This window comes from Kitasatospora sp. MAA4 (assembly GCF_029893355.1).
GTDB lineage: Bacteria > Actinomycetota > Actinomycetes > Streptomycetales > Streptomycetaceae > Kitasatospora.
Genome location: NZ_JARZAI010000028.1, coordinates 1 through 21,559 on the forward strand (window position 1 = coordinate 1; position 21,559 = coordinate 21,559).

General features: G+C 71.1%; 21 protein-coding genes, 3 tRNA genes and 1 pseudogene. 21 read left to right on the forward strand and 4 right to left on the reverse strand.

Annotated features, from left to right (window positions below; genetic code table 11):
* From P3T37_RS29500 to P3T37_RS29515, 4 genes are all read left to right on the forward strand, one after another.
* Positions 1 to 366: potassium-transporting ATPase subunit C (locus P3T37_RS29500; protein WP_280726977.1), on the forward strand; the 366-nt coding region annotated here is incomplete at its 5' end.
* A gap of 92 nt (positions 367 to 458) precedes the next feature.
* On the forward strand, positions 459 to 3,005 hold the full coding sequence (locus tag P3T37_RS29505) for a sensor histidine kinase KdpD (protein ID WP_280726978.1): 2,547 nt from the start codon (positions 459 to 461) through the stop codon (positions 3,003 to 3,005).
* The gene (locus P3T37_RS29510) at positions 3,002 to 3,685 is read left to right on the forward strand and encodes a response regulator (protein ID WP_280726979.1); all 684 of its coding nucleotides are present in this window, start codon (positions 3,002 to 3,004) and stop codon (positions 3,683 to 3,685) included. The genes P3T37_RS29505 and P3T37_RS29510 overlap by 4 nt, the downstream gene beginning before the upstream one ends.
* A 340-nt stretch (positions 3,686 to 4,025) precedes the next feature.
* Positions 4,026 to 5,474 (forward strand): hypothetical protein, encoded by a 1,449-nt coding sequence (locus P3T37_RS29515; protein ID WP_280726980.1) that lies wholly within the window; start codon positions 4,026 to 4,028, stop codon positions 5,472 to 5,474.
* A gap of 5 nt (positions 5,475 to 5,479) precedes the next feature.
* Here the strand turns inward: P3T37_RS29515 and P3T37_RS29520 are convergent, their stop codons facing one another.
* Positions 5,480 to 6,856, reverse strand: coding sequence for a hydrolase (locus tag P3T37_RS29520; RefSeq protein ID WP_280726981.1), 1,377 nt, complete (start codon positions 6,854 to 6,856; stop codon positions 5,480 to 5,482).
* A 235-nt stretch (positions 6,857 to 7,091) separates the two neighbouring features.
* Here P3T37_RS29520 and P3T37_RS29525 point away from each other — a divergent pair.
* The 8 genes from P3T37_RS29525 to P3T37_RS29560 all read left to right on the forward strand — a co-directional run bounded on the left by P3T37_RS29525 (position 7,092) and on the right by P3T37_RS29560 (position 11,833).
* A tRNA-Thr gene (locus tag P3T37_RS29525) sits at positions 7,092 to 7,164 on the forward strand.
* A gap of 44 nt (positions 7,165 to 7,208) precedes the next feature.
* Positions 7,209 to 7,281 (forward strand) — tRNA-Met (locus P3T37_RS29530).
* Positions 7,282 to 7,362: 81 nt separating this feature from the next.
* Positions 7,363 to 7,527 (forward strand): 50S ribosomal protein L33, encoded by a 165-nt coding sequence (gene rpmG / locus P3T37_RS29535; protein ID WP_006604855.1) that lies wholly within the window; start codon positions 7,363 to 7,365, stop codon positions 7,525 to 7,527.
* A 113-nt stretch (positions 7,528 to 7,640) separates the two neighbouring features.
* Entirely contained in the window at positions 7,641 to 8,099 is a 459-nt protein-coding gene (locus tag P3T37_RS29540) for a MaoC family dehydratase N-terminal domain-containing protein (protein WP_280726982.1), read from the forward strand.
* A complete protein-coding gene (locus P3T37_RS29545) occupies positions 8,096 to 8,524 on the forward strand; it encodes a MaoC family dehydratase (RefSeq protein WP_280726983.1) in 429 nt (142 codons plus the stop codon). The genes P3T37_RS29540 and P3T37_RS29545 overlap by 4 nt, the downstream gene beginning before the upstream one ends.
* A gap of 91 nt (positions 8,525 to 8,615) precedes the next feature.
* Positions 8,616 to 9,182: a TetR/AcrR family transcriptional regulator gene (locus tag P3T37_RS29550; protein WP_280726984.1), complete on the forward strand. Its 567-nt coding sequence runs from the start codon at positions 8,616 to 8,618 to the stop codon at positions 9,180 to 9,182.
* Positions 9,183 to 9,384: 202 nt separating this feature from the next.
* Positions 9,385 to 10,743 carry a DHA2 family efflux MFS transporter permease subunit gene (locus tag P3T37_RS29555; RefSeq protein WP_280727046.1) on the forward strand — a complete coding sequence of 453 codons (1,359 nt, stop codon included), beginning with the start codon at positions 9,385 to 9,387 and terminating at the stop codon, positions 10,741 to 10,743.
* A 49-nt stretch (positions 10,744 to 10,792) separates the two neighbouring features.
* Positions 10,793 to 11,833: a UDP-N-acetylmuramate dehydrogenase gene (locus P3T37_RS29560; RefSeq protein ID WP_280726985.1), complete on the forward strand. Its 1,041-nt coding sequence runs from the start codon at positions 10,793 to 10,795 to the stop codon at positions 11,831 to 11,833.
* A 3-nt stretch (positions 11,834 to 11,836) separates the two neighbouring features.
* On the opposite strand, the gene P3T37_RS29565 is transcribed toward P3T37_RS29560, so the two are convergent.
* The 3 genes from P3T37_RS29565 to P3T37_RS29575 form a co-directional block, all read right to left on the reverse strand.
* A complete protein-coding gene (locus P3T37_RS29565; protein ID WP_280726986.1) occupies positions 11,837 to 12,034 on the reverse strand; it encodes a hypothetical protein in 198 nt (65 codons plus the stop codon).
* Positions 12,031 to 13,086 (reverse strand): adenosine deaminase, encoded by a 1,056-nt coding sequence (locus P3T37_RS29570; RefSeq protein ID WP_280726987.1) that lies wholly within the window; start codon positions 13,084 to 13,086, stop codon positions 12,031 to 12,033. Before P3T37_RS29570 ends, P3T37_RS29565 begins: the two co-directional genes overlap by 4 nt.
* A gap of 92 nt (positions 13,087 to 13,178) precedes the next feature.
* Entirely contained in the window at positions 13,179 to 14,417 is a 1,239-nt protein-coding gene (locus P3T37_RS29575; protein WP_280726988.1) for a pyridoxal phosphate-dependent aminotransferase, read from the reverse strand.
* A gap of 224 nt (positions 14,418 to 14,641) precedes the next feature.
* Between P3T37_RS29575 and P3T37_RS29580 the strand changes: the two genes are divergently transcribed.
* The 9 genes and pseudogenes from P3T37_RS29580 to rplL all read left to right on the forward strand — a co-directional run bounded on the left by P3T37_RS29580 (position 14,642) and on the right by rplL (position 21,334).
* Positions 14,642 to 14,714, forward strand: a tRNA-Trp gene (locus P3T37_RS29580).
* Between the two features lie 331 nt (positions 14,715 to 15,045).
* Positions 15,046 to 15,252 (forward strand): annotated as a pseudogene (gene secE, locus P3T37_RS37105) (preprotein translocase subunit SecE); the annotation flags it as partial.
* 304 nt (positions 15,253 to 15,556) lie between these two features.
* On the forward strand, positions 15,557 to 16,462 hold the full coding sequence (gene nusG, locus P3T37_RS29590; RefSeq protein ID WP_348533295.1) for a transcription termination/antitermination protein NusG: 906 nt from the start codon (positions 15,557 to 15,559) through the stop codon (positions 16,460 to 16,462).
* A 170-nt stretch (positions 16,463 to 16,632) separates the two neighbouring features.
* Positions 16,633 to 17,067 (forward strand): 50S ribosomal protein L11, encoded by a 435-nt coding sequence (gene rplK / locus P3T37_RS29595; protein ID WP_035800788.1) that lies wholly within the window; start codon positions 16,633 to 16,635, stop codon positions 17,065 to 17,067.
* A gap of 75 nt (positions 17,068 to 17,142) precedes the next feature.
* Positions 17,143 to 17,862 carry a 50S ribosomal protein L1 gene (rplA, locus tag P3T37_RS29600; protein WP_035800790.1) on the forward strand — a complete coding sequence of 240 codons (720 nt, stop codon included), beginning with the start codon at positions 17,143 to 17,145 and terminating at the stop codon, positions 17,860 to 17,862.
* Positions 17,863 to 18,060: 198 nt separating this feature from the next.
* Positions 18,061 to 18,957 carry a hypothetical protein gene (locus P3T37_RS29605; RefSeq protein WP_280726990.1) on the forward strand — a complete coding sequence of 299 codons (897 nt, stop codon included), beginning with the start codon at positions 18,061 to 18,063 and terminating at the stop codon, positions 18,955 to 18,957.
* 149 nt (positions 18,958 to 19,106) lie between these two features.
* Entirely contained in the window at positions 19,107 to 19,919 is an 813-nt protein-coding gene (locus P3T37_RS29610) for a hypothetical protein (protein WP_280726991.1), read from the forward strand.
* A 350-nt stretch (positions 19,920 to 20,269) separates the two neighbouring features.
* On the forward strand, positions 20,270 to 20,842 hold the full coding sequence (gene rplJ / locus P3T37_RS29615; protein WP_280726992.1) for a 50S ribosomal protein L10: 573 nt from the start codon (positions 20,270 to 20,272) through the stop codon (positions 20,840 to 20,842).
* A 111-nt stretch (positions 20,843 to 20,953) separates the two neighbouring features.
* The gene (rplL, locus tag P3T37_RS29620; protein ID WP_280726993.1) at positions 20,954 to 21,334 is read left to right on the forward strand and encodes a 50S ribosomal protein L7/L12; all 381 of its coding nucleotides are present in this window, start codon (positions 20,954 to 20,956) and stop codon (positions 21,332 to 21,334) included.
* The last annotated feature ends 225 nt before the right edge of the window (positions 21,335 to 21,559 follow it).

Consider the following 21,559-nt stretch of genomic DNA (forward strand, 5'->3'; position numbering starts at 1 on the left):
CGTCCCTCGGCGGCCGGCAACGGCTACGACCCGCACGGGTCCTCGCCCTCCAACCTGGGCCCCAACAGCCCGGACCTGCTGAAGGCGGTCAACGATCGCCGTGCCGCGGACGCCGCGTTCGACGGCGTCGACCCGGCCACCGTGCCGGCCGACGCGCTGACCGCCTCGGGCTCGGGCCTGGACCCGCACATCTCCCCGGCGTACGCCAAGGAGCAGACCGCCCGGGTCGCCAAGGCCCGCGGCCTGTCCCTCGAGACGGTCTCGGCACTGGTCGCCAAGTACACCGAGGGCCGCTCGCTGGGCTTCCTCGGCGACCCCGGCGTCAATGTCGTCCTGCTCAACAAGGCACTCAGCGAGACGAAGTGACCGCAGGTCAGGATGGATGAAAGGCTGGCCGGTCCGGGTTGTCACCCGGACCGGTCGGTCCGCGTTTCCGACCCTATTGACGAAGAGGACTGATGGCCCGCGATCTTGGCTCCGACACCCCTGCCCGGCGCGGCCGGCTACGGGTGTACCTCGGCTCGGCCCCCGGAGTAGGAAAGACCTACCGGATGCTGGACGAGGCGCGGCGCAGACAGGAGCGCGGGGCGGACGTGGTGGTCGGCTACATCGAGTGCCACGGCCGCCGGCACACCGAGGGCATGCTGCAGGGGCTGGACGTCATTCCCCGGCTCACCCGCACCTACCGGGAGTCGGAGTTCCGCGAGATGGACGTGGACGCGCTGCTCGCCCGGCGCCCCACCGTGGCGCTGGTGGACGAGCTCGCCCACACCAACATCCCCGGCGGGCGCAACGCCAAGCGCTGGCAGGACATCGAGGAACTGCTGGCGGCCGGCATCGACGTCATCACCACCGTCAACATCCAGCACCTGGAAAGCCTCAACGACGTCGTCCAGAAGATCACCGGCATCCCGCAGCGCGAGACCGTCCCCGACGACGTCGTGCGGCGGGCCGATCAGATCGAACTCGTCGACATGGCCCCGCAGGCTCTGCGCCGGCGGATGGCCCATGGCAACGTCTACAAGGCCGAGAAGGTGGACGCCGCGCTCTCCAACTACTTCCGGGTCGGCAACCTGACCGCCCTGCGGGAACTCGCCCTGCTCTGGGTGGCCGGCCGGGTCGACGAGGGCCTGCGCGACTACCGGGTTCAGCACAACATCGACCGGGTCTGGGAGACCCGGGAGCGCGTCGTGGTCGCGCTCACCGGCGGGCCCGAGGGCGAGACGCTGGTGCGCCGGGCGGCCCGGATCTCGGACCGGACGGCCGGCGGCGAACTGCTGGCCGTGCACGTCACCCGCAGCGACGGCCTGGCGGGCGCCTCGCCCGGCGCGCTCGCCACCCAGCGGCAGCTGGTGGAGAGCCTGGGCGGCAGCTACCACGTGGTGGTCGGCGACGACATCCCCACCGCACTGCTGAGCTTCGCCCGCGCCAACCACGCCACCCAGCTGGTGCTGGGCACCAGCCGGCGCGGCCGGATCGCCCGCTTCCTGACCGGTCCCGGGATCGGCGAGACCACCGTCGACGCCTCCGAGGACATCGACGTCCACATGGTCACCCACGAGTTCACCGGCCGCGGGCGGCTGCCCTCGCTGGGCCGCCGGCACTCCCGGCGCCGGACCGTGGCGGGCTTCACCTCCGGCCTGGTGCTGCCCTGCGGGCTGACCGCCCTGCTCTCCGAGCTGCCGCATTCGCTGAACCTGACCACCGTCGCGCTGCTCTTCCAACTCGGCGTGGTGGCCGTCGCGTTGCTCGGCGGCGCGGCCTCCGCGCTGATGGCCTCGCTGGTCGCCTCGCTGCTGCTGAACTACTACTTCATCCCGCCCGTCCACACCTTCACCATCGGTGAACCGAACAACGTGATCGCGCTGGTGGTCTTCGCCGTCGTCGCGCTCACCGTCTCCACCGTGGTCGACCGGGCCACCCGGCAGACCGGCCGCGCGGCCCGGGCCACTGCCGAGGCCGAGGCGCTCAGCACCCTCGCGGGGAGCGTGCTGCGCGGACACGACGGCAGCCCGGGCGGCGGCTCCGCCATCCCGACCCTGCTGGAGCAGTCCCGGACCACCTTCGGCCTGGACTCGGTCGCCCTGCTCTCCCGGGAGAGCGGCGAGGTGATGGCCCGCAGCGACGCCGGAGGGGAGCGTGCCGTCGACCGGGACATCACCGAAGTCCCGGTCGGCACCGACGCGTTGCTCATCCTCTCGGGCCGCCGGCTGCCCGCCGACGAGCAGCGGGTGCTGACCGCCTTCGCCGCCCATGTCGCGGCCGCCCTGGAGCGCGACCGGCTGGCGGCGGTGGCCGCCGAGATCGAACCGATCAAGGCCGCCGACCGGATGCGCACCGCGCTGCTGGCCGCCGTCAGCCACGACCTCCGTACGCCGCTGGCCGCCGCGCGCGCCTCGGTCGGCTCACTGCGCAGCCCGGACGTCGAGTTCTCCGCGGAGGACCAGGCCGAACTGCTCGCCACCGCCGACGAGTCGCTGGTCAAGCTGACCCGCCTGGTGGACAACCTGCTGGACATGAGCCGCCTCCAGGCCGGCGCGCTCACCCTGCACCTGGCGCCGGTCCACCTGGACGAGGTGCTGCCGCGCGCCCTGGACTCGTTGGAGGATCCCGACGCCCCCGTGCAGCTGGTCGACCTGCCCGCCGTGCCGCCGGTGCTCGCCGACCCGCCGCTGCTGGAACGGGTGCTGGCCAACGTGATCACCAACGCGCTGCGGCACAACGCCCCCGGCGCGCCCGTCCTGGTCACCGCCGGCGCGCACCTGGACCAGGTGGAGATCCGGATCGCCGACCGCGGCCCCGGCATCCCGGCCGCCGACCGCGACCGGGTCTTCCTGCCCTTCCAGCGCCTGGGCGACACCGACAACACCACCGGCGTCGGACTCGGCCTTGCTCTCTCCCGCGGCCTCGCCGAGGCGATGGGCGGCACGCTGGAGGTCGAGGACACCCCGGGCGGCGGCACCACCATGCTGCTCACCCTGCCCGCCGCGGAGGAGGGACCATGACGCACATCCTGGTCGTCGACGACGAACCGCAACTGCTGCGCGCCCTGCGGATCAACCTGCGGGCCCGCAAGTACGAGGTGGCCACCGCCGCCACCGGCACCGACGCACTGGAGTCCGCCGAGCGGACCAGGCCGGACGCCGTCCTGCTGGACCTGGGCCTGCCCGACCTGGACGGCGTCGAGGTGATCCACCGGCTGCGGATCCGCAGCCCCGCGCCGATCATCGTGCTCTCCGGGCGCAGCGGCGCGGACGACAAGATCCAGGCCCTGGACGCGGGGGCCGACGACTACGTCACCAAGCCCTTCCTGATGGACGAGCTGTTCGCCCGGCTGCGGGCGGTGCTGCGCCGCCCGACCGCCTCCGAACCGATCGCCCGGGTGCTGCTCGGCGACCACCTGATCGACCTGGCGGCCTGCACCGTCGTCCCCGCCGACGGCAGCCAGGGGCAGCTGCGGCTGACCCCCACCGAGTGGCGGATCCTCACCATGCTGCTGGCCAACCCGGGCCGGCTGCTGCCCGGCCGGCAGATCCTGCGGGCGGTCTGGGGGCCCGACCACGAGCACCGCGGCAACTATCTGCGGGTCTACTTCGCGGGCCTGCGACGGAAGTTGGAGCGCGACCCGGCCAGGCCCCGGCACCTGATCACCGAGCCCGGGATCGGCTACCGCTACGAGCCCTGAGCGCCCCGCACGCTCAGAAGGCGCTAATGATGCGTCAAGACCGGGCCGAAGATCGCCAAGGGAGCGTCAGGGAGGCGCAGAATGCGATCTCCACGGGCATAGCGTCAGCGGTGCACAGACGGTTCCGCTCCGCTCCGTGGGGGAGCCCGGCCAACGGTCGGGTCAGGAGCAGAACCAGCGCCGGAAGACGGCGGGCCCGACCGGGTCCCGTCCCGACCGGCGGCCAGGTGAGGGGGAGGGGACGCGCGCCATGGCAGCGGGAGTCAGAACAAAGGTCGTACCGGGGAAGCATCCGTCGGCGGAGACGGGTTCGGGTACGACCGGGAGGACTCCCGTGCCGGTGCGCGTCCCCCGCACCGGGCCGGCCGCGGCTCTGCTGCGGCGGCTGCTGCACGGCGCCACCTGGACGACGCCGCGCCGGATCCAGGCGCTCACCCTGTGCTGCCTGGCGGCCCTGCTCGCCTTCGCCGCCGTCGCCGCCACCGTCCTCGGCGGCGCCCGCACCAGCATCGACACCATCGGGCACCAGGCCGCGCCGCAGGCCGTCCGGGCCTCCGACCTGTACTTCGCGCTCAGCGACATGGACGCCCAGGCGGCCAACCTGCTGCTGGTCGGCTCGGACCCGGCCGACGCCGGGCGTCGCAAGAGCACCCAGGCCGTCTACGAGCAGCGCCGGGCGCAGGCCGACGGCGACCTCCAGCAGGCCACCGAGGCCGCCGCGGGGGACCCGGCGGCCGAGCACGCGGTCGGCTCGGTGCTCGGCGCCCTGGGCCAGTACGAGGCCCTGGTCGCCCGCTCCGAGCTGCTGGAGGACCAGGGCAAGGACGCGCCCGGCAAGCCCTCCGCCGACGCACTGGCCGCGTACACCCAGGCCACCGGCCTGCTGCGGCAGCAGCTGCTGCCCGGCGCCGACCAGGTCGCGGGCGCCAGCGAGGCCACCGTGGACGGCAGTTACGCCTCCCAGCGGTCCGACCTGGCGTCCGGCCGGTGGTGGCTGCTGGCCTTCGGCCTGCTCGCCCTGCTCGCGTTGGGCCTGCTCCAGCGCACCATCGCCGTCCGCTACCGCCGACGGGTCAGCCCGCCGGCCGCGCTGGCGACCGTGCTCACCGCGGTCGGCCTGATCTACGGGCTCTCGCTGGTCTCCGCGTCCGAACAGCACCTGCGGGTCGCCAAGAGCAATGCGTACGACTCGGTGATCGCGCTCAGCCGGGCCCGCGCGGTGGCCTACGACAGCAATGCGGACGAGAGCCGCTACCTCAGCGACCCGGCCGGCGCCGACGCCTACCAGCAAAACTTCTTCGACAAGACCCAGTCGATCGCGCAGATCGACGGCGCCGGGCTCTCCACCTACAATGACAAGCTCGCCCCCCTGGTCGCCGCCCACCAGCAGAACCCCTCCCAGGTCGGCTTTGGCGGCTACCTCGGCTCGGAGCTGCGCAACATCACCTTCCCCGGCGAACAGGCCGCCGCCGACCGGGTGTTGACGACCTTCCAGGTCTACCAGGCGGACGACCGCAAGCTCCGCGCGCTCAACACCGCGGGCCGGCTGCAGGACGCCGTCACCTTCGACACCGGCAACGCGCCCGGCCAGTCCAACGCCGACTTCGGCCTCCTCTCGGACGCCTTCGGGGACGTCATCGCGATCAACCAGCAGGCCTTCGACCACGCGGTCGGCCAGTCCGACGGCGACCTGGGCGCCGGGGCGGCCGGCACCGCCGCCGTCCTGCTGCTGGCCGGCCTCGGCCTGACCCTGCTCGCCGTCCGCCCCCGGCTGCGCGAGTACCGCTGAGGGACCTAGTGGGGCCCGCTCTGGCGGGGCAGGGCCAGTGCGACGGTGTCCGCGAACTCGCGGACCGCGCTGGTCCTGCTGACGATCCGTCCGCTGTGCACCACCAGCCGGCTGTGGCCGCCGGACAGTGCGCCGGCCAGGCTGTCGCCGCGCACCGCCAGCAGCTCGGCGGGGAACCCGGCGTCCACCCGGACCGGGGCCAGGCCCATCAGCAGCCGCGCCTGGTTGCTGACCGCCTCGTACGCGGCGGCCGTGCTCAGCGCGCCGCTGCCGGCCAGCAGGTAGGCCGCCTCCAGCGGGTCGGCCCGGCCGACCGGGTTGGCCGCGTCCCGCAGCGCGCCGCTGCCGGCCGCCAGCGGCACCTGGGCCGCCGCCAGCTCCCGTACCAGCGTGGGCCGCAGGCCCTCGGGACGGCCCTCCACGCCGCAGCACGAGCCGCTCTGCGGCAGACAGACCACCCGCATGCCGGCGGCCCGCAGGGCGGCCGCTCCGCCCTCGGCCAGGGCGTCGCAGGGGCCGAGCGTGACCCGCGGCCGCAGCGGGGCCAACGCGGCCACCGTGCGAGCCAGTTTGGCCGGCTCGGCGCCGCGGGTGTGCAGGTCCACCGGGCAGTCGAACTCCAGCGCGGCCTCCACCAGCACCTGCACGTAGCCCGCCGGGTCAGGGTCGAGTTCCGGGCAGCCGCCGACGGCGTCCGCGCCCAGCTTGAGCGCCTCGCGCAGCGCGGCCCGGCCGTCCGCGCCGGCCGCCCCGGTGAGCAGCCGCGGGACGGCCACGGCCTGGAGCTCGGCCAGCCCGCGCAGCGCCTGGCGGGCGGTGAGCACCGCCTCCAGGCGGCGCAGTCCGTGCACGTCGCCGATCCGTACGTGGGTGCGCTGGGCGGTGGCGCCGTAGCCCAGTGAGGTGAGTGAGGCCTCGGTGATCCGGCGGATCAGCTCGGCCGGGCTCTCCTGGGCGGGCGGCCGGACCAGCCGCGGCGGCCCGCTCGGGACGGGGGAGCCGGTCGGTCCGATGCCGGGCAGTGCGGTGGGCGGCGGCAGGGCGGCCGAGAAGGCGGTGTCGTGGTGGGCGTGCGGCTCGGCGGGGGCGGGCAGCAGCAGATAGCCGGCCAGATCGATCCGGGCCCCGGTGGCGACGACGGCTGGTCCACCGGGCGAGGCGGTGGGCGGCAGGGCGGCCTGCGGCAGCGGGCCCAGGCTGCCCACCGTGCCGACGGCCTGGATCCGGTCGCCGCTGATCCGGACGTCCACCACCCGCCCGTCGGCCAACCGGGCGCCGGTCAGCAGGAGGACGGGTCCGTGCCCCAGCGGGTTGCCGCCGAGTGGGCCGGGACCGGGGCTGCCGGGCTGCGGCCCGTCGGTGGGTGCGCTGTCCGCGCTCATCCAGGCTCCTCCCAGCTGTGCCGCGCCGGTCCAGCTGCTGGCCGGTCGCCGAAAGATCACTGGCGGTCGAGCCTATGGTCAGTTCGGGTACGGAGCCGGGAGGCTCGCGCAAGTCATGGCCGACTCGAACGTGCAGCCTTGGCTCGCTGCTCTGTGCAAGCCGTCCACCTGGGATCTTGCGGCCGGCATACGGATTTCACCTCTGGCCCGGAACCGTGTAATCTCTTCCTCGTTCGCCCCTATAGCTCAGTCGGTAGAGCGTCTCCATGGTAAGGAGAAGGTCTGCGGTTCGATTCCGCATGGGGGCTCTGGTGGACAGACCTCCCGCTTCGGCGGGAGGCCGGTCCATCAAAGCGGTGTAGCTCAGTTGGTAGAGCAAGCGGCTCATAATCGCTGTGTCACCGGTTCAAGTCCGGTCACCGCTACCCGCGTAGTCGATCGGGAGTCAGACTCCCGATCGACTACTCTTGTCGTGTCATCATTCATTGTTCAAGGAAGGCACTCCCGTGGCTGCCACCGACGTCCGCCCGAAGATCACGCTGGCCTGCGTGGAGTGCAAGGAGCGGAACTACATCACCAAGAAGAACCGGCGTAACGACCCGGACCGTCTTGAGATGAAGAAGCACTGCCCCCGCTGCAACTCGCACACCGCGCACCGCGAGACCCGCTGACCCCCTAGGGCGTCAACCGGGCCTGTGCAAGCAGGTCATAGGCTTCAGGCCGCATCCCTCTCAGGGGTGCGGCCTGAAGTCGTATCCGCCCCAAAGGAATCCGAGGAGTAGCCATGCCGCTCGACCCCTCCTTCATCGGGCGGACGTATCCGCCCACCGAGCCGTACGAGGTGGGCCGGGAGAAGATCCGCGAGTTCGCCGTCTCGATCGGTGACGCCAACCCGGTGTACACCGACCCGGAGGCGGCCAAGGCGCTCGGGTACCCCGACGTGATCGCTCCGCCGACCTTCCCGTTCGTGCTGAGCTACCGGGCCGCCGGGCAGGTGGTCGGGGATCCCGAACTGGGGCTGGACTTCAGCCGGGTCGTGCACGGGGACCAGCGCTTCGTCTACACCCGTCCGGTCCGGGCCGGCGACCGGCTCACTGTGACGATCGTCATCGACGCCATCAAGTCGCTGGCGGGCAACGAGGTTCTCACGGTGCGCGGCGAGCTGCACGAGGCGAGCGGCGAGCACGTGGTGACCTCCTTCATGACACTGGTGGCCCGGGCCGCCGAAGAGACGGGGGAGTGACGATGGCGATCAGCTTCGACGACGTCGAGGTCGGGACCGAGCTCCCGGCACGGTCCTTCCCGGTGACGCGCGCCGCGCTCGTCCAGTACGCGGGCGCCTCCGGCGACTTCAACCCGATCCACTGGAACGAGAAGTTCGCGCTGGAGGTCGGCCTGCCCGACGTCATCGCGCACGGGATGTTCACGATGGCCGAGGCCGTCCGGGTGGTGACCGACTGGGTCGGCGACCCGGGAGCGGTGATCGAGTACGGCGTGCGCTTCACCAAGCCCGTCCCGGTGCCGAACGACGGTGTGGGGACCAGCATCGAGGTCACCGCCAAGGTCGCCGCCCTGCTGGAGGACCGCCGGGTGCGGGTCGACCTGCTGGTGAAGAACCGCGACCTGAAGGTGCTCGGCATGTCGCGGGCCGTGGTCCAGCTCGGCTGACGCACTGCCCGCGCGAGCGGGTCGGGGGCCGCTGCTCCCGACCCGCCGCGTCCCTTTGACAAGGTAGTAAGTAGTTACTAACTTAGCGCTCATGGCGAAGACCAGCATCCGGATGAGTGCCGAGGAGCGGCGCGAGAGCGTCGTGCGGGCCGCGATCACCGAGTTCGCGAAGCACGGGTACCACGGCACCTCGACCGAGGCGATCGCCCGCCGGGTCGGGGTCTCGCAGCCGTACCTGTTCCGGCTCTTCGGCAGCAAGCAGGCGATCTTCCTGGCGGCCTGCCGCAGTTGCACCGCCGACATCCGGGCGGGCTTCGAGCGGGCCGCCGAGGGCCGCGAGGGGGAGGACGCCCGGGAGGCGATGTCCCGCGAGTACGAGCGCATGATCGTGGACCGCGAGCGCCTGCTGTTCCAGATGCAGATGTACGTCGCGGTCAGCTCCGCCGAGATCGAGGGTGACCACGAGTTCGGCGCGGCCATCCGGGAGTCCTGGTCGGACCTGTACGACCTGGTGCACCTGAAGCTGGGGGCGGACGCGCAGGCGACCGCCGGCTTCATGTCGCACGGGATGCTGATGAACGTCCTGCTGCTGCTCGGCTACCCCCAGCAGCACCGGGTCTGGGACGGACTCCGCGGAGGTCAACCGGAGCCGCAGTGATCGGCGGCGGCCGGGGTTGCCCGGCCTCTCTGTTGCCAGCAGAACTTAGTGACTACTAACTATCTCGCCGTATACGGACAGGACAGGACCGCACCTCATGGCCAAGGTCAGCACCACCGCCGTCGAGCAGGAACCCGCCGGGTCAGCCGGTTTCGGCCGCCCCGCAGTCTGGACCCTGGTGATCACCAGCGTGGCCGGTTTCATGGCCGCCCTCGACAACCTGGTGGTCACCACCGCACTGCCCTCCATCCGCGCCGACCTCGGCGGCCAACTCTCCGACCTGGAGTGGACGGTGAGCGCCTACACGCTCACCTTCGCCGTGCTGCTGATGTTCGGTGCCGCGCTCGGCGACCGGTTCGGCCGCCGCCTGTTCTTCCTCTCCGGGCTCGCCATCTTCACCGCGGGCTCCGCCGCCGCCGCGCTCGCCCCCACCATCAACTGGCTGATCGCCGCCCGGGCACTGCAAGGCGTCGGGGCGGCCGTGATGATGCCGCTCACCCTCACCCTGCTGACCACCGCCGTCCCCGCCGCCCGGCGCGGCATGGCCTTCGGCATCTGGTCCGGCGTCAACGGCCTCGCCGTCGCCACCGGACCGCTGATCGGCGGCGTCCTCACCCAGCACCTCTCCTGGCAGTGGATCTTCTGGCTGAACGTCCCGATCGGCCTGCTCCTGCTGCCGCTGGCCCGGCTGCGCCTGAGCGAGAGCAGGGGCGCCGGGGCCCGACTGGACGCGGTCGGGACGGCGCTGGTCAGCAGCGCGCTGTTCGGCATCGTCTTCGGCCTGATCCGCGCCAACGCCGACGGCTGGACCAGCGGCCCGGTGCTCACCGGACTGATCGCGGGCGCCGTGCTGCTGGTCGGCTTCGTCCGCTACGAACTGCGGGCGGCCCACCCGATGCTCCCGATGCGGCTCTTCCGCAGCCGGGCGTTCTCCGCCGTCAACGCCGCCAGCCTGCTGATGTACCTCGGCATGTTCGGCTCGATCTTCCTGATCAGCCAGTTCCTCCAGGGCAGCGGCGGCTACACCCCGACCGAGGCCGGCATCCGGATGCTGCCCTGGACCGGCATGCCGCTGATCGTCTCGCCGATCGCCGGCGTCCTCTCGGACCGGATCGGCGGCCGCCCGATCGTGGCCACCGGGCTCGCCCTGCAGGCCCTCGGCCTGGCGATGTTCGCCGCGGTCACGCACTCCGGCGGCTCGTACGGCGCCCAGGTGCCCTCGCTGGTGGTCTGCGGCATCGGGATGTCGCTCTACTTCGCTCCCACCGCCAACCTGGTGATGGCCAGTGTCCGCCCGCAGGAGCAGGGCATAGCCTCCGGCGCCAACAACGCGATGCGCGAGGTCGGCGGCGCACTGGGGGTGGCCGCGCTCTCCTCGGTCTTCACCGCCCGCGGCGGCTACGGCTCCACCCAGCGCTTCACCGACGGCCTGGTCCCCGCCCTCTACGTGGGCGCCGCCGCCGTCGCCGCCGCGGCGCTCTGCGCCCTGCTGATCCCCCGCGCCCGCCCCGCCGACCCCGCCGTCACCCCCGCCGACGCCCACACCCTCCAGTCCGCCTGACCACACGCTACGGACGAATCGCCCTCCACGGGACCCGTACGCTGGGGGCGTGCTGGTACTTGAAAACGCTCCTCTCGCCCCTCTGACCACGCTCCGGCTCGGCGGGCCCGCCCGTCGGCTGGTCACCGCGGAGACCGATGCCGAGGTCGTCGCGGTCGTCCGTGAGGCCGATGCCGCCGGTGAGCCGCTGCTGGTGATCGGCGGCGGCAGCAACCTGGTGATCGGGGATGCGGGCTTCGAGGGGACGGTGCTGCGGATCGCCACCACCGGGTTCGCGCTGGAGGGCACCGCGCTGGAGCTGGCGGCCGGCGAGGTCTGGTCCGAGGCGGTGGCCCGGACGGTGGACGCGGGGCTGGCCGGTGTCGAGTTCCTGGCCGGGATCCCGGGTTCGGCCGGTGCCACGCCGGTGCAGAACGTCGGCGCGTACGGCCAGGAGGTGGCCACCGGCATCACCGAGGTGGTCGCCTACGACCGGGTGGCCGGCGAGACGGTCACCCTGGACAACGCCGACTGCGCCTTCTCCTACCGCCACAGCCGCTTCAAGGCGGACCCCGACCGCTACGTGGTGCTGCGGGTCCGCTTCGCGCTGGAGGACGCCGCCGGGCAGTCCTCGCCGGTCCGGTACGCCGAGGTGGCCAGGACCCTGGGCGCCGAGGCCGGGCAGCGGGTGCCGCTGCGCACGGCGTACGAGACGGTGCTGGCGCTGCGGGCCGGCAAGGGCATGGTGCTGGACCCGGCCGACCACGACACCTGGTCGGCGGGCTCCTTCTTCACCAACCCGATCCTGACCCCCGAGGAGCACCAGGCCTTCCTGAGCCGCGTCGAGGGGCTGAACGCGCCGCTCTACCCCGCTGCGGACGGCTGCACCAAGACCTCCGCGGCCTGGCTGATCGACCGGGCCGGCTTCACCAAGGGCTACGGCTCCGGCCCGGCCACCCTCTCCACCAAGCACACCCTGGCGCTGACCAACCGCGGCCGGGCCAGCACCGAGGACCTGCTCGCGCTGGCCCGCGAGATCCGCGACGGCGTGCACGCCTCGTTCGGGGTGGAACTGGTCAACGAGCCGGTGATGGTGGGCGTCGAGCTGTAGGGGTCAGCTGCGCCGGTTGGCCCGTCTGACCAGCAGGATCACCGTGCCGAAGACCAGCGCGATCGCCAGCAGCACGATGGTCAGGACGGTACCGGCGCTGCTGCCGCCGCTCGATCCCCCGTGGGTGCCGTAGCCGCCGCTGTGGTGGGTCGTGTGGCTACTGCTGTGGCTGCTGTGGCTGCTGTGGTGGCTGTGGCTCATGAGGCGGCGGTTCTCTCAGTCAGTGGCGTGGTCAGCCAGGTGTCGATATCGGCCAGCAGCTCCTTCTGCACGCTGTCCGGGGCCCGCGAGCCGCGCACCGACTGCCGGGCCAGCTCGGCGAGTTCGGCGTCCGAGAAGCCGTGCACGTCGCGCGCCAGCCGGTACTGGGCAGCCAGCCGGGAGCCGAAGAGCAGCGGGTCGTCCGCGCCCAGCGCCAGCGGCACCCCGGCGTCGAAGAGCGTCCGCAGCGGTACGGCGGAGGCCTCCTCGTAGACGCCGAGCGAGACGTTCGACGTCGGGCACACCTCGCAGGTGATCTGACGATCGGACAGCCGCTGGAGCAGCCGCGGGTCCTCGGCGGCCCGGACGCCGTGGCCGATCCGGCCGGCCCCCAGGTCGTCCAGGCAGTCCCGCACCGACTCCGGGCCGGCCAGCTCCCCGCCGTGCGGGGCGGCCAGCAGATCACCCTTGCGGGCGATCAGGAAGGCCCGGTCGAAGTCCCGGGCCAGGCCGCGCCGCTCGTCGTTGGAGAGGCCGAAGCCCACCACGCCGTGGTCCGCGTAGCGCACCGCGAGCCGGGCCAGCGTCCGGGCGTCCATCGGTGACTTCATCCGGTTCGCGGCCACCAGTACCCGGATGCCCACGCCGGTGGCGGTGGAGGCCTCCCGGACGGCGTCCAGGATCAGTTCGAGCGCCGGGATCAGGCCGCCGAGCAGCGGCGCGTAGGAGGTCGGGTCGACCTGGATCTCCAGCCAGCGCGAGCCGTCGGCGACCTCGTCCTCGGCGGTCTCCCGGACCAGCCGGCGGATGTCCTGCTCGTCGCGCAGCACCGAGCGCGCGGTGTCGTAGAGGCGCTGGAAGCGGAACCAGCCGCGCTCGTCGGTCGCCCGCAGCTTCGGGGGCGTGCCGCTGCTCAGGGCCTCGGGCAGCCGGACCCGGTGCTTGTCGGCCAGTTCCAGCAGGGTGGCCGGGCGCATCGAACCGGTGAAGTGCAGATGGAGGTGGGCCTTCGGCAGGCCCAGGACGTCTCGGCGCGGCGGCTGGTGTTCCATTCGCCGATCCTGCCGTATCCACCCCCGGAACGGGAACCGCCCCCTGCAAGTCCCTCGGAAGGGTGAAGGGGGCGGTACCGGTCACATGGACGTCAGTCGCGGGCCTCGCCCAGCAGCTTCTGCATCCGGGCCGCCCCCTCGGCCAGGTCGGCGTCACCCAGCGCGTAGGAGAGCCGCAGGTAGCCGGGGGTGCCGAAGGCCTCGCCGGGAACGACCGCGACCTCGGCCTCGTCCAGGATCAGCGCGGCCAGCTCGGCGGAGGTCTGCGGACGGCGCCCGCGGATCTCCTTGCCCAGCAGGCCCTTGACCGACGGGTAGACGTAGAAGGCGCCCTCGGGCTCGGGGCAGACCACGCCGTCGATCTCGTTGAGCATCCGCACGATGGTCTGGCGGCGGCGGTCGAAGGCCTTGCGCATCTCGTCGACCGCGGTGAGGTCGCCGCTGACGGCTGCCAGCGCGGCCTGCTGGGCCACGTTGCTCACGTTGGAGGTGGCGTGCGACTGCAGGTTGGTCGCGGCGGCCACCACGTCCTTGGGGCCGATCAGCCACCCGACCCGCCAGCCGGTCATCGCGTAGGTCTTGGCCACGCCGTTGACCACGATGCACTTGTCGGCCAGCTCGGGCAGCAGGGCGGGCAGCGAGGTGAAGGTCGCGTCGCCGTAGACCAGGTGCTCGTAGATCTCGTCGGTCAGCACCCACAGGCCGTGCTCCAGGGCCCAGCGGCCGATCGCCTCGGCCTCGGACTGCGTGTAGACGGAGCCGGTCGGGTTGGACGGCGAGACGAAGAGCACCACCTTGGTGCGCTGGGTGCGGGCCGCCTCCAGCTGCTCGACGGAGACCTTGTAGTCGGTGGTCTCGTCGGCCACCACCTCGACCGCGACACCGCCGGCGAGCTGGATCGACTCGGGGTAGGTGGTCCAGTAGGGCGCGGGGACGATGACCTCGTCGCCCGGGTCCAGGATGGCGGCGAAGGCCTCGTAGATGGCCTGCTTGCCGCCGTTGGTCACCAGTACCTGCGAGGCCTCCACCTGGTAGCCGGAGTCGCGCAGGGTCTTCGCCGCGATGGCCGCCTTGAGCTCGGGGAGGCCGCCGGCCGGCGTGTACCGGTGGTTCTTCGGCTCCCGGCAGGCCGCGATGGCCGCCTCGACGATGTAGTCCGGAGTGTTGAAGTCCGGTTCGCCCGCGCCGAAGCCGATCACGGGCCGGCCGGCGGCCTTGAGGGCCTTGGCCTTGGCATCGACGGCGAGGGTGGCGGACTCGGCGATGGCGCCGACGCGGGCCGAGACCCGGCGGTCGGTCGGAGTGGTGTTAGCGGAGGTGGAAGCGCTCATACCTGCATCGTCGCAGACACCGCACGACCCGGGCATCGCCGTTTCACCATCCGTACCTCTGGCGTCTCATCAGGTTCACCGGGTGAAGGGGTTCGACCAATCGCCTCCGAACCCGTACACTCACTGATCGATGGCTCCGGCCCGCTGGATCACCGAAAGCGTTCACCACGCAGCCGGTCCGATGCGGTAGGTTAGGGGACATCTCAAGCGCCGCAAGGCGCTGTAGGGCACTAGCTCAATTGGTAGAGTTCCGGTCTCCAAAACCGGCGGTTGGGGGTTCGAGTCCCTCGTGCCCTGCTGCTTGATCCAAGTCCAGCCCGTTCGCTCCGACCGAGCGAGCGGGCTTGATGCGGAGAGGGCCCCACTAGCACTGCCTTTCGCCGGATCGCTCGTGCTCCCCGCGGCACGCCAGTGACACTCGGCAGGACCCGGATTCAGGTGAGGACGAGTGACGGAGACCACGGGCTCCACCGCAACGCCTGAGAGCGGCAACCCCGAGGGTGCCGAGGACGCGGCGCCCATCGAGGATGCCGCGGAAGGCACTGCGAGCTCCGAGAGTGACACGTCGCTCTCGCGGCGTGCTCGCAAGCGTGCCAACAAGGCTGCCGGCGGTGTCGAGAAGACGTCGGGCAAGCGCGCCAAGCGCGGCCTGATCGCTCGGACCGGCCTGTACTACCGCCAGATCATCGCGGAGCTGCGCAAGGTCGTCTGGCCCACCCGCAGCGAGCTGATGAACTACACCAGCGTCGTGGTGGTCTTCGTGGCCGTCATCATCGGTGTGGTCGCCACGCTGGACTGGGGCTTCGCGAAGCTCAGCTTCTGGGTCTTCGGCTGACCCGTACGGGAGCCACTCGCGCACACAGCTTTCCCCGACCCGGATCGGCCCTTCAGAAAACCTGAGGGGACCGGTCCGGGTCGAGCTGTCTGCACCTGCCGGACGAGCCCGCTACCGTTGACTCGGTACTGTTGAGACTTCGAGCCGCACCGCCTCACGCACCGCGCCAGCGGCGCGCAGCCGGAGCGGCACGGAGCCGTACCATCTCCACACCTCCAGGAAAGAAGCAGCCACCGTGTCTGAGTCCCCCCTGTACGACGCCGACGAGACCGTCCGCGAGGCGGATGCGGATGTCGCCGCCGAGCTGGATGCGGCTGAGGCTGCCGACCCCGAGGCCACCGAGTTGTCCGACGAGGCTGGCGACGACGTCGAGGCCGCTGAGTTCACCGAGTCGGCCGACGACTCCCAGGATGAAGAGCAGATCGTCAACGCCGTGGACAGCGACGAGGACGAGGTCGAAGCTGCGGACGAGGCCGAGGTCGGCCTGCCCGCCGAGGAGGCCGCGCTGCACGAGGTGAGCGACGAGGACGCCGAGGCCGCCGAGGCGTTCGACGACTCCGCCGAGGCCGAGCTGGTCGAGGAGGCGGAGGAGGCCGAGGAGGACGTCGACCCGGTCGCCAAGTTCCGCGAGGAGCTGCGCACCGCTCCCGGCGAGTGGTACGTCATCCACACCTACGCCGGCTACGAGAACCGCGTGAAGCAGAACCTCGAGCAGCGCGCCGTCTCGCTGAACGTCGAGGAGTACATCTTCCAGGCCGAGGTGCCGCAGGAAGAGGTCGTCCAGATCAAGAACGGCGACCGCAAGACGATCCGCCAGAACAAGCTCCCCGGCTACGTGCTGGTGCGCCTGGACCTGACCCCGGAGTCCTGGGGCGTCGTGCGCAACACCCCCGGTGTCACCGGCTTCGTCGGCAACGCCTACGACCCGTACCCGCTGACCCTGGACGAGGTCGTCAAGATGCTCGCCCCCGACGTGGAGCGCCAGGCGGCCAAGGACGCCGGCAAGCCCTCGCCGGTCAAGCCGAGCGAGATCCAGGTCCTGGACTTCGAGGTCGGCGACTCGGTCACCGTCACGGACGGCCCGTTCGCGACCCTCCAGGCGACCATCAACGAGATCAACCCCGACTCGAAGAAGGTCAAGGGCCTGGTCGAGATCTTCGGCCGGGAGACCCCGGTCGAGCTCTCCTTCGACCAGATCCAGAAGAACTAGCCCTACCGGGCGGTTCAAAGTCTTCGGGTTCGGGGTGGGGCCGACGGCCTCGCCCCGAACCCGTTTTGGCCTGGCAGCGCATTCGCGTTAGCCTGGTCCGCTGTGTGTACTCTCGTCCGGGTGTCGCCCCGGTCCGTACACACCCACCTAACGGAAGGACCCGGAGAGACATGCCTCCCAAGAAGAAGAAGATCACGGGGCTTATCAAGCTCCAGATCAAGGCCGGCGCGGCCAACCCGGCTCCGCCGGTCGGCCCCGCGCTGGGTCAGCACGGCGTCAACATCATGGAGTTCTGCAAGGCCTACAACGCCGCGACCGAGTCGCAGCGCGGAATGGTCGTGCCGGTGGAGATCACGGTCTACGACGACCGCTCCTTCACCTTCATCACCAAGACTCCGCCGGCCGCTCGCCTCATCCTGAAGGCCGCGGGCGTGGAGAAGGGCTCCGGCGAGCCGCACAAGACCAAGGTCGCGAAGATCAGCAGCGCCCAGGTCCGCGAGATCGCCACCACGAAGCTCCCCGACCTGAACGCCAACGACCTGGACGCGGCGGAGAAGATCATCGCCGGCACCGCCCGGTCGATGGGCATCACGGTCGAGGGCTAAGTAACCCGCTTTTTTCCACTGTGGTAGGGCCAGCGCGGCCCGTAGACACCACGACTCCACAACTCAGGAGCAGAAGTGCAGCGCAGCAAGGCCCTCAAGGCCGCAGACGCCAAGGTCGTAGACCGCCTGTACGCCCCGCTCGAGGCCATCCGCCTCGCCCGCGAGACGTCCACCACCAAGTTCGACGCGACCGTCGAGGTTGCCATGCGTCTGGGTGTCGACCCGCGCAAGGCCGACCAGATGGTCCGCAGCACCGTCAACCTGCCGCACGGCACCGGTAAGACCGCCCGGGTCCTGGTCTTCGCGACCGGCGACCGTGCAGAGGCTGCGCTGGCTGCGGGCGCCGACATCGTGGGCTCCGACGAGCTCATCGACGAGGTCGCCAAGGGCCGTCTGGACTTCGACGCCGTCGTCGCCACCCCGGACCTCATGGGCAAGGTCGGCCGCCTCGGCCGCGTGCTCGGTCCCCGTGGCCTGATGCCGAACCCGAAGACCGGAACGGTCACCCCGGACGTGGCGAAGGCTGTCACGGACATCAAGGGCGGCAAGATCGAGTTCCGCGTGGACAAGCACTCGAACCTGCACTTCATCATCGGGAAGACCTCCTTCACCGACGAGCAGCTGGTCGAGAACTACGCCGCGGCGCTGGACGAGGTCCTCCGGGCCAAGCCGTCCGCCGCCAAGGGCCGCTACATCAAGAAGACCGCGGTCTCCACCACCATGGGCCCCGGCATCCAGGTGGACCCGAACAAGACCCGCAACCTCATGGTCGAGGAGGACCCGGCCTCGATCTGACCTCTCCAGGTCTGACGTGCCGTAGGTCTGACGTACCACCAGGACCCGTACCCCTTCCGGGGGTGCGGGTCCTGCGTCGTTCCGGGGACGGCCCGGGGAACCAAACCCGGTTGCCGGGGTGTCCTCGGTTTCAGTTAGAGTCCGCTGGTCGTTTGATCTGAGAAGTTTTGATCTGAGAAGTAACAAGGGGGAGTTGTCGTGCGAGCAGTGCGGATCGCGTCGGCGGTGGCGGCATCGGCTCTGCTGGTCGGGGCCCTGGCGGCCTGCGGCAGCAGCGCCAAGAAGAGCACGGACGTCCTGCCGACCGCCGTGGCGAGCGCCGCGGGTGCGGGCGCGGGCGGCGGAGCGGCGGGTTCGCTCGGCCCGAAGGCCGACCTGCTGGCCGCGGCCGCGGTCATGCAGAAGGCCGGCAGCGCCAAGCTGGCGGTCAGCTCGGCGGGCGGCAAGGCCGACGAGGGCACCGGCCTGTACTCCTGGGGCGGCGCCCAGCCGGCCATGGACATCTCCGAGCAGCAGTCCGGCCAGGCGATGAAGGTCCGGATGGTCGGCGGCGTGATGTACCTCGGGGTGAGCGACCAGCAGGCGGCCGCCGTCGGTGGCAAGCACTGGATCAAGCTCGACGGCACCGGCCCGGCCGGCAGCATGACCGCCAACTTCCAGGCGCTGGCCATGATGGTGAACCCGGCCGTCCAGCTCACCGCCGCCGCGCAGGGCGGCAAGCTCAGCAAGGTCGGCTCCGAGTCGCTGGACGGGGCGAGCACCGAGCACTACCAGAGCGTGATGCCCACCGCGACCATGGTGGCCTCCGTCCCGAACCTCTCGGACGCCGATCGCAAGACGGTGCTGACCGCGCTGACCCAGGAGGGCTCCACGATCACCTCCGACTTCTGGCTGAACGGCCAGCACCAGCTGGTCCAGCAGAAGGAGGTCGGCACGAACGACGCCTCGGCCGCGCCGTCCGCGGACCAGAGCACCGCCACCACCACGAAGTACTCCGACTTCGGCGTGAAGGTCACCGTGACGGCTCCGCCGGCGAGCGACCAGGTCGCGCCGGCCGACCAGCTCAAGCTGCTCGGCGTGATGATGGGCGGCTGACTGCCGGCCCGGGGCGCGTACCGTGCCCCGGGCCGGCAGTCAGCCGGGGGCTGTCTCAGCGGGACGTGGCAACCTGAAGGGACTGAGTGGACCAGGAGGCAAGGGTGGCGGGACGGCGCACGGCAGCGGCACTGGCGATCGCGATTACGATGATCGGCACGCTAGCGGCCTGCGGCGGGGGAGCGGGCGACCAGCCCGGGTCCTCGGCCTCCCCGTCCGCCAGCGCCTCGCCCTCGGAGGGCTCCAAGTCCGCCGACCGCTCCCCGCACGGCGTCCTGGTCTCGTCCGAGCAGGGGCTGCTGACCACCCGCCGGGCCAAGATCAGCTACCAGCTGAGCAGCACCTCGGCCGGCCGCTCCGACAGTGAGAGCGGCGACGGAGTGCTCTTCTGGGCACCGCGGACGGTGATGCAGCTCCAGCGGACCGTCGACGGCACCAGCAGCCAGCTGATCGTCCTGGACACCGTCTCCTACCAGGGCGGCGACGCCGCCACCGCGGCCCGGCTCGGCGGCCGGCACTGGGAGAAGTCCGCCGAGGTCACCGGACCGGACGGGCGCACCGAGACCCCGTTCGCGCAGCTGATCGACCAGCTCAACCCGCAGGTAGCGGTGGCCGGTGCGGCCGCCGCCGCGGATCTTCAGCTGCTGGGCGAGGAGAAGCTGGGCGAGAGCACCGTCCAGCACTACCGGGCGACCGTCTCGGTGGCCGACTACGTCGCGGCCCAGCAGCCCCTGCTGACCGCCTACCGCCAGCAGCAGCTGGCCACGGCGCTCTCCCAGGGCGGCGTGACCACGCTCGACCTCGACCTCTGGCTCAACGACCACGACCAGCTGGTGAAGCTGGAGCGGTCCGGCCAGGGCGGTCAGGGCGGCTTCGACGAGACCGTGCTCTTCAGCGACTACGGCGGCGCCTTCTCGGTGCAGGCCCCGGCGGAGAGCGACACCCAGGACGCCGGCCAGTAGCGATTTGGCCCGCGAGCCAATCACCCGTACTCTGGTGGAAGCCAAAGACCGCTGGTTGTTGCCGTGTGTCCGCAAGGATGCGTGGTGACCGAAGGATCTGCGCATTGTCGCAGGCAGCCCGCGCAGGAGTGTTTGGAGCTTGGACTTCCGGTCCCGTGGTTCGCCGCGTGACTGTCGAGGTTCTCATGAGCCCCGTGCGCCTGCGCACCGGGGCTCTCAGTGTTTTCGCACCACGGCGCGTCCGTGGCGCGGATCTTCCGAGAGCACTCCTATCCGCGCGGTCCGAGGCGTAGTAGGTCGACTTGTCCAAGGTCGGCCGACCTCGACATCACGGAAGGAGGCGTAAGCCTATGGCAAGGCCCGACAAGGCCGCTGCCGTCGCAGAGATCACGGACAAGTTCCGTACCTCGAACGCGGCAGTGCTGACCGAGTACCGCGGTCTGACGGTGAAGCAGGTCAAGAACCTGCGTCGCTCGCTGGGCGAGAACGCCCAGTACGCCGTGGTGAAGAACACGCTGACCAAGATTGCGGCCAACGAGGCCGGGATCTCTGTGCTGGACGACCTGTTCACGGGTCCGACGGCTGTCGCCTTCGTCACCGGTGACCCGGTGGAGTCGGCGAAGGCTCTGCGTGACTTCGCCAAGGAGAACCCCGCTCTCATCATCAAGGGCGGTGTCCTTGACGGTAAGGCGCTGACCGCCGATGAGATCAAGAAGCTCGCGGACCTCGAGTCCCGCGAGGTGCTGCTCGCCAAGCTGGCCGGCGGCCTGAAGGCGTCCATGGCCAAGGCCGCGGCGACCTTCCAGGCTCCGCTGGTGGAGTTCGCCCGCACTGCCGAGGCACTCCGCGCGAAGGTCGAGCAGGGCGGTGCCGGTACGCCGGCTCCCGCCGAGGCCGAGGACACCACCGAGGCTGCCGAGTAATTCAGGCCCAGGCCTGAAGCGCTCAGCGTCCGGTACCTCCGGTCGCAGCGGGCCCGTACGCCCGCCATCCCGTACATCCGGCACCTGCCGAAATAGTGGAAGGACGCCATCATGGCGAAGCTGTCCCAGGACGAGCTGCTCGCGCAGTTCGAGACCCTGACCCTCATCGAGCTGTCCGAGTTCGTCAAGGCGTTCGAGGAGAAGTTCGACGTCAAGGCTGCCGCCCCGGTCGCCATCGCCGCCGGTGGCGCTGCCGCCGTCGCCGACGAGGTCGAGGAGCAGGACGAGTTCGACGTCATCCTCGAGTCCGCTGGTGACAAGAAGATCCAGGTCATCAAGGAGGTGCGCGCCCTGACCTCCCTCGGCCTGAAGGAGGCCAAGGACCTCGTTGACGGCACCCCGAAGCCGGTCCTGGAGAAGGTTGCCAAGGACGCGGCCGAGAAGGCCAAGGAGCAGCTCGAGGCTGCCGGCGCCAAGGTCACCATCAAGTGACCCAGCGCTCCTGACCGGAGCTCTCGGGCCGGGCCGGCCACCCCTCACGGGGTGGTCGGCCCGGCCTGCTTTCGTTTCCGGGTCCGCCCAGCCGTACGAACAGATGTTCGGCCATAGTCTGGCCGATTGTGCCCTCGGCACTGTCGGTCCGGGCCGGTATCGTGATCGTTGTCGTCAACCGCAGGGCTGTACGGCACGGGCGCAGGGTCCTCACCACGGGTTCTT

Bases quoted from the DNA above. Each gene is read 5' to 3' on its own strand.
- P3T37_RS29505 (WP_280726978.1), top strand. From the start codon at position 459: ATGGCCCGCGATCTTGGCTCCGACACCCCTGCCCGGCGCGGCCGGCTA.
- P3T37_RS29510 (WP_280726979.1), top strand. From the start codon at position 3,002: ATGACGCACATCCTGGTCGTCGACGACGAACCGCAACTGCTGCGCGCC.
- P3T37_RS29520 (WP_280726981.1), bottom strand. From the start codon at position 6,856: ATGAGCGCGGACAGCGCACCCACCGACGGGCCGCAGCCCGGCAGCCCC.
- P3T37_RS29540 (WP_280726982.1), top strand. From the start codon at position 7,641: ATGCCGCTCGACCCCTCCTTCATCGGGCGGACGTATCCGCCCACCGAG.
- P3T37_RS29550 (WP_280726984.1), top strand. From the start codon at position 8,616: ATGGCGAAGACCAGCATCCGGATGAGTGCCGAGGAGCGGCGCGAGAGC.
- P3T37_RS29555 (WP_280727046.1), top strand. From the start codon at position 9,385: ATGGCCGCCCTCGACAACCTGGTGGTCACCACCGCACTGCCCTCCATC.
- P3T37_RS29565 (WP_280726986.1), bottom strand. From the start codon at position 12,034: ATGAGCCACAGCCACCACAGCAGCCACAGCAGCCACAGCAGTAGCCAC.
- P3T37_RS29570 (WP_280726987.1), bottom strand. From the start codon at position 13,086: ATGGAACACCAGCCGCCGCGCCGAGACGTCCTGGGCCTGCCGAAGGCC.
- P3T37_RS29575 (WP_280726988.1), bottom strand. From the start codon at position 14,417: ATGAGCGCTTCCACCTCCGCTAACACCACTCCGACCGACCGCCGGGTC.
- rplK (WP_035800788.1), top strand. From the start codon at position 16,633: ATGCCTCCCAAGAAGAAGAAGATCACGGGGCTTATCAAGCTCCAGATC.
- P3T37_RS29610 (WP_280726991.1), top strand. From the start codon at position 19,107: ATGATCGGCACGCTAGCGGCCTGCGGCGGGGGAGCGGGCGACCAGCCC.
- rplJ (WP_280726992.1), top strand. From the start codon at position 20,270: ATGGCAAGGCCCGACAAGGCCGCTGCCGTCGCAGAGATCACGGACAAG.
- rplL (WP_280726993.1), top strand. From the start codon at position 20,954: ATGGCGAAGCTGTCCCAGGACGAGCTGCTCGCGCAGTTCGAGACCCTG.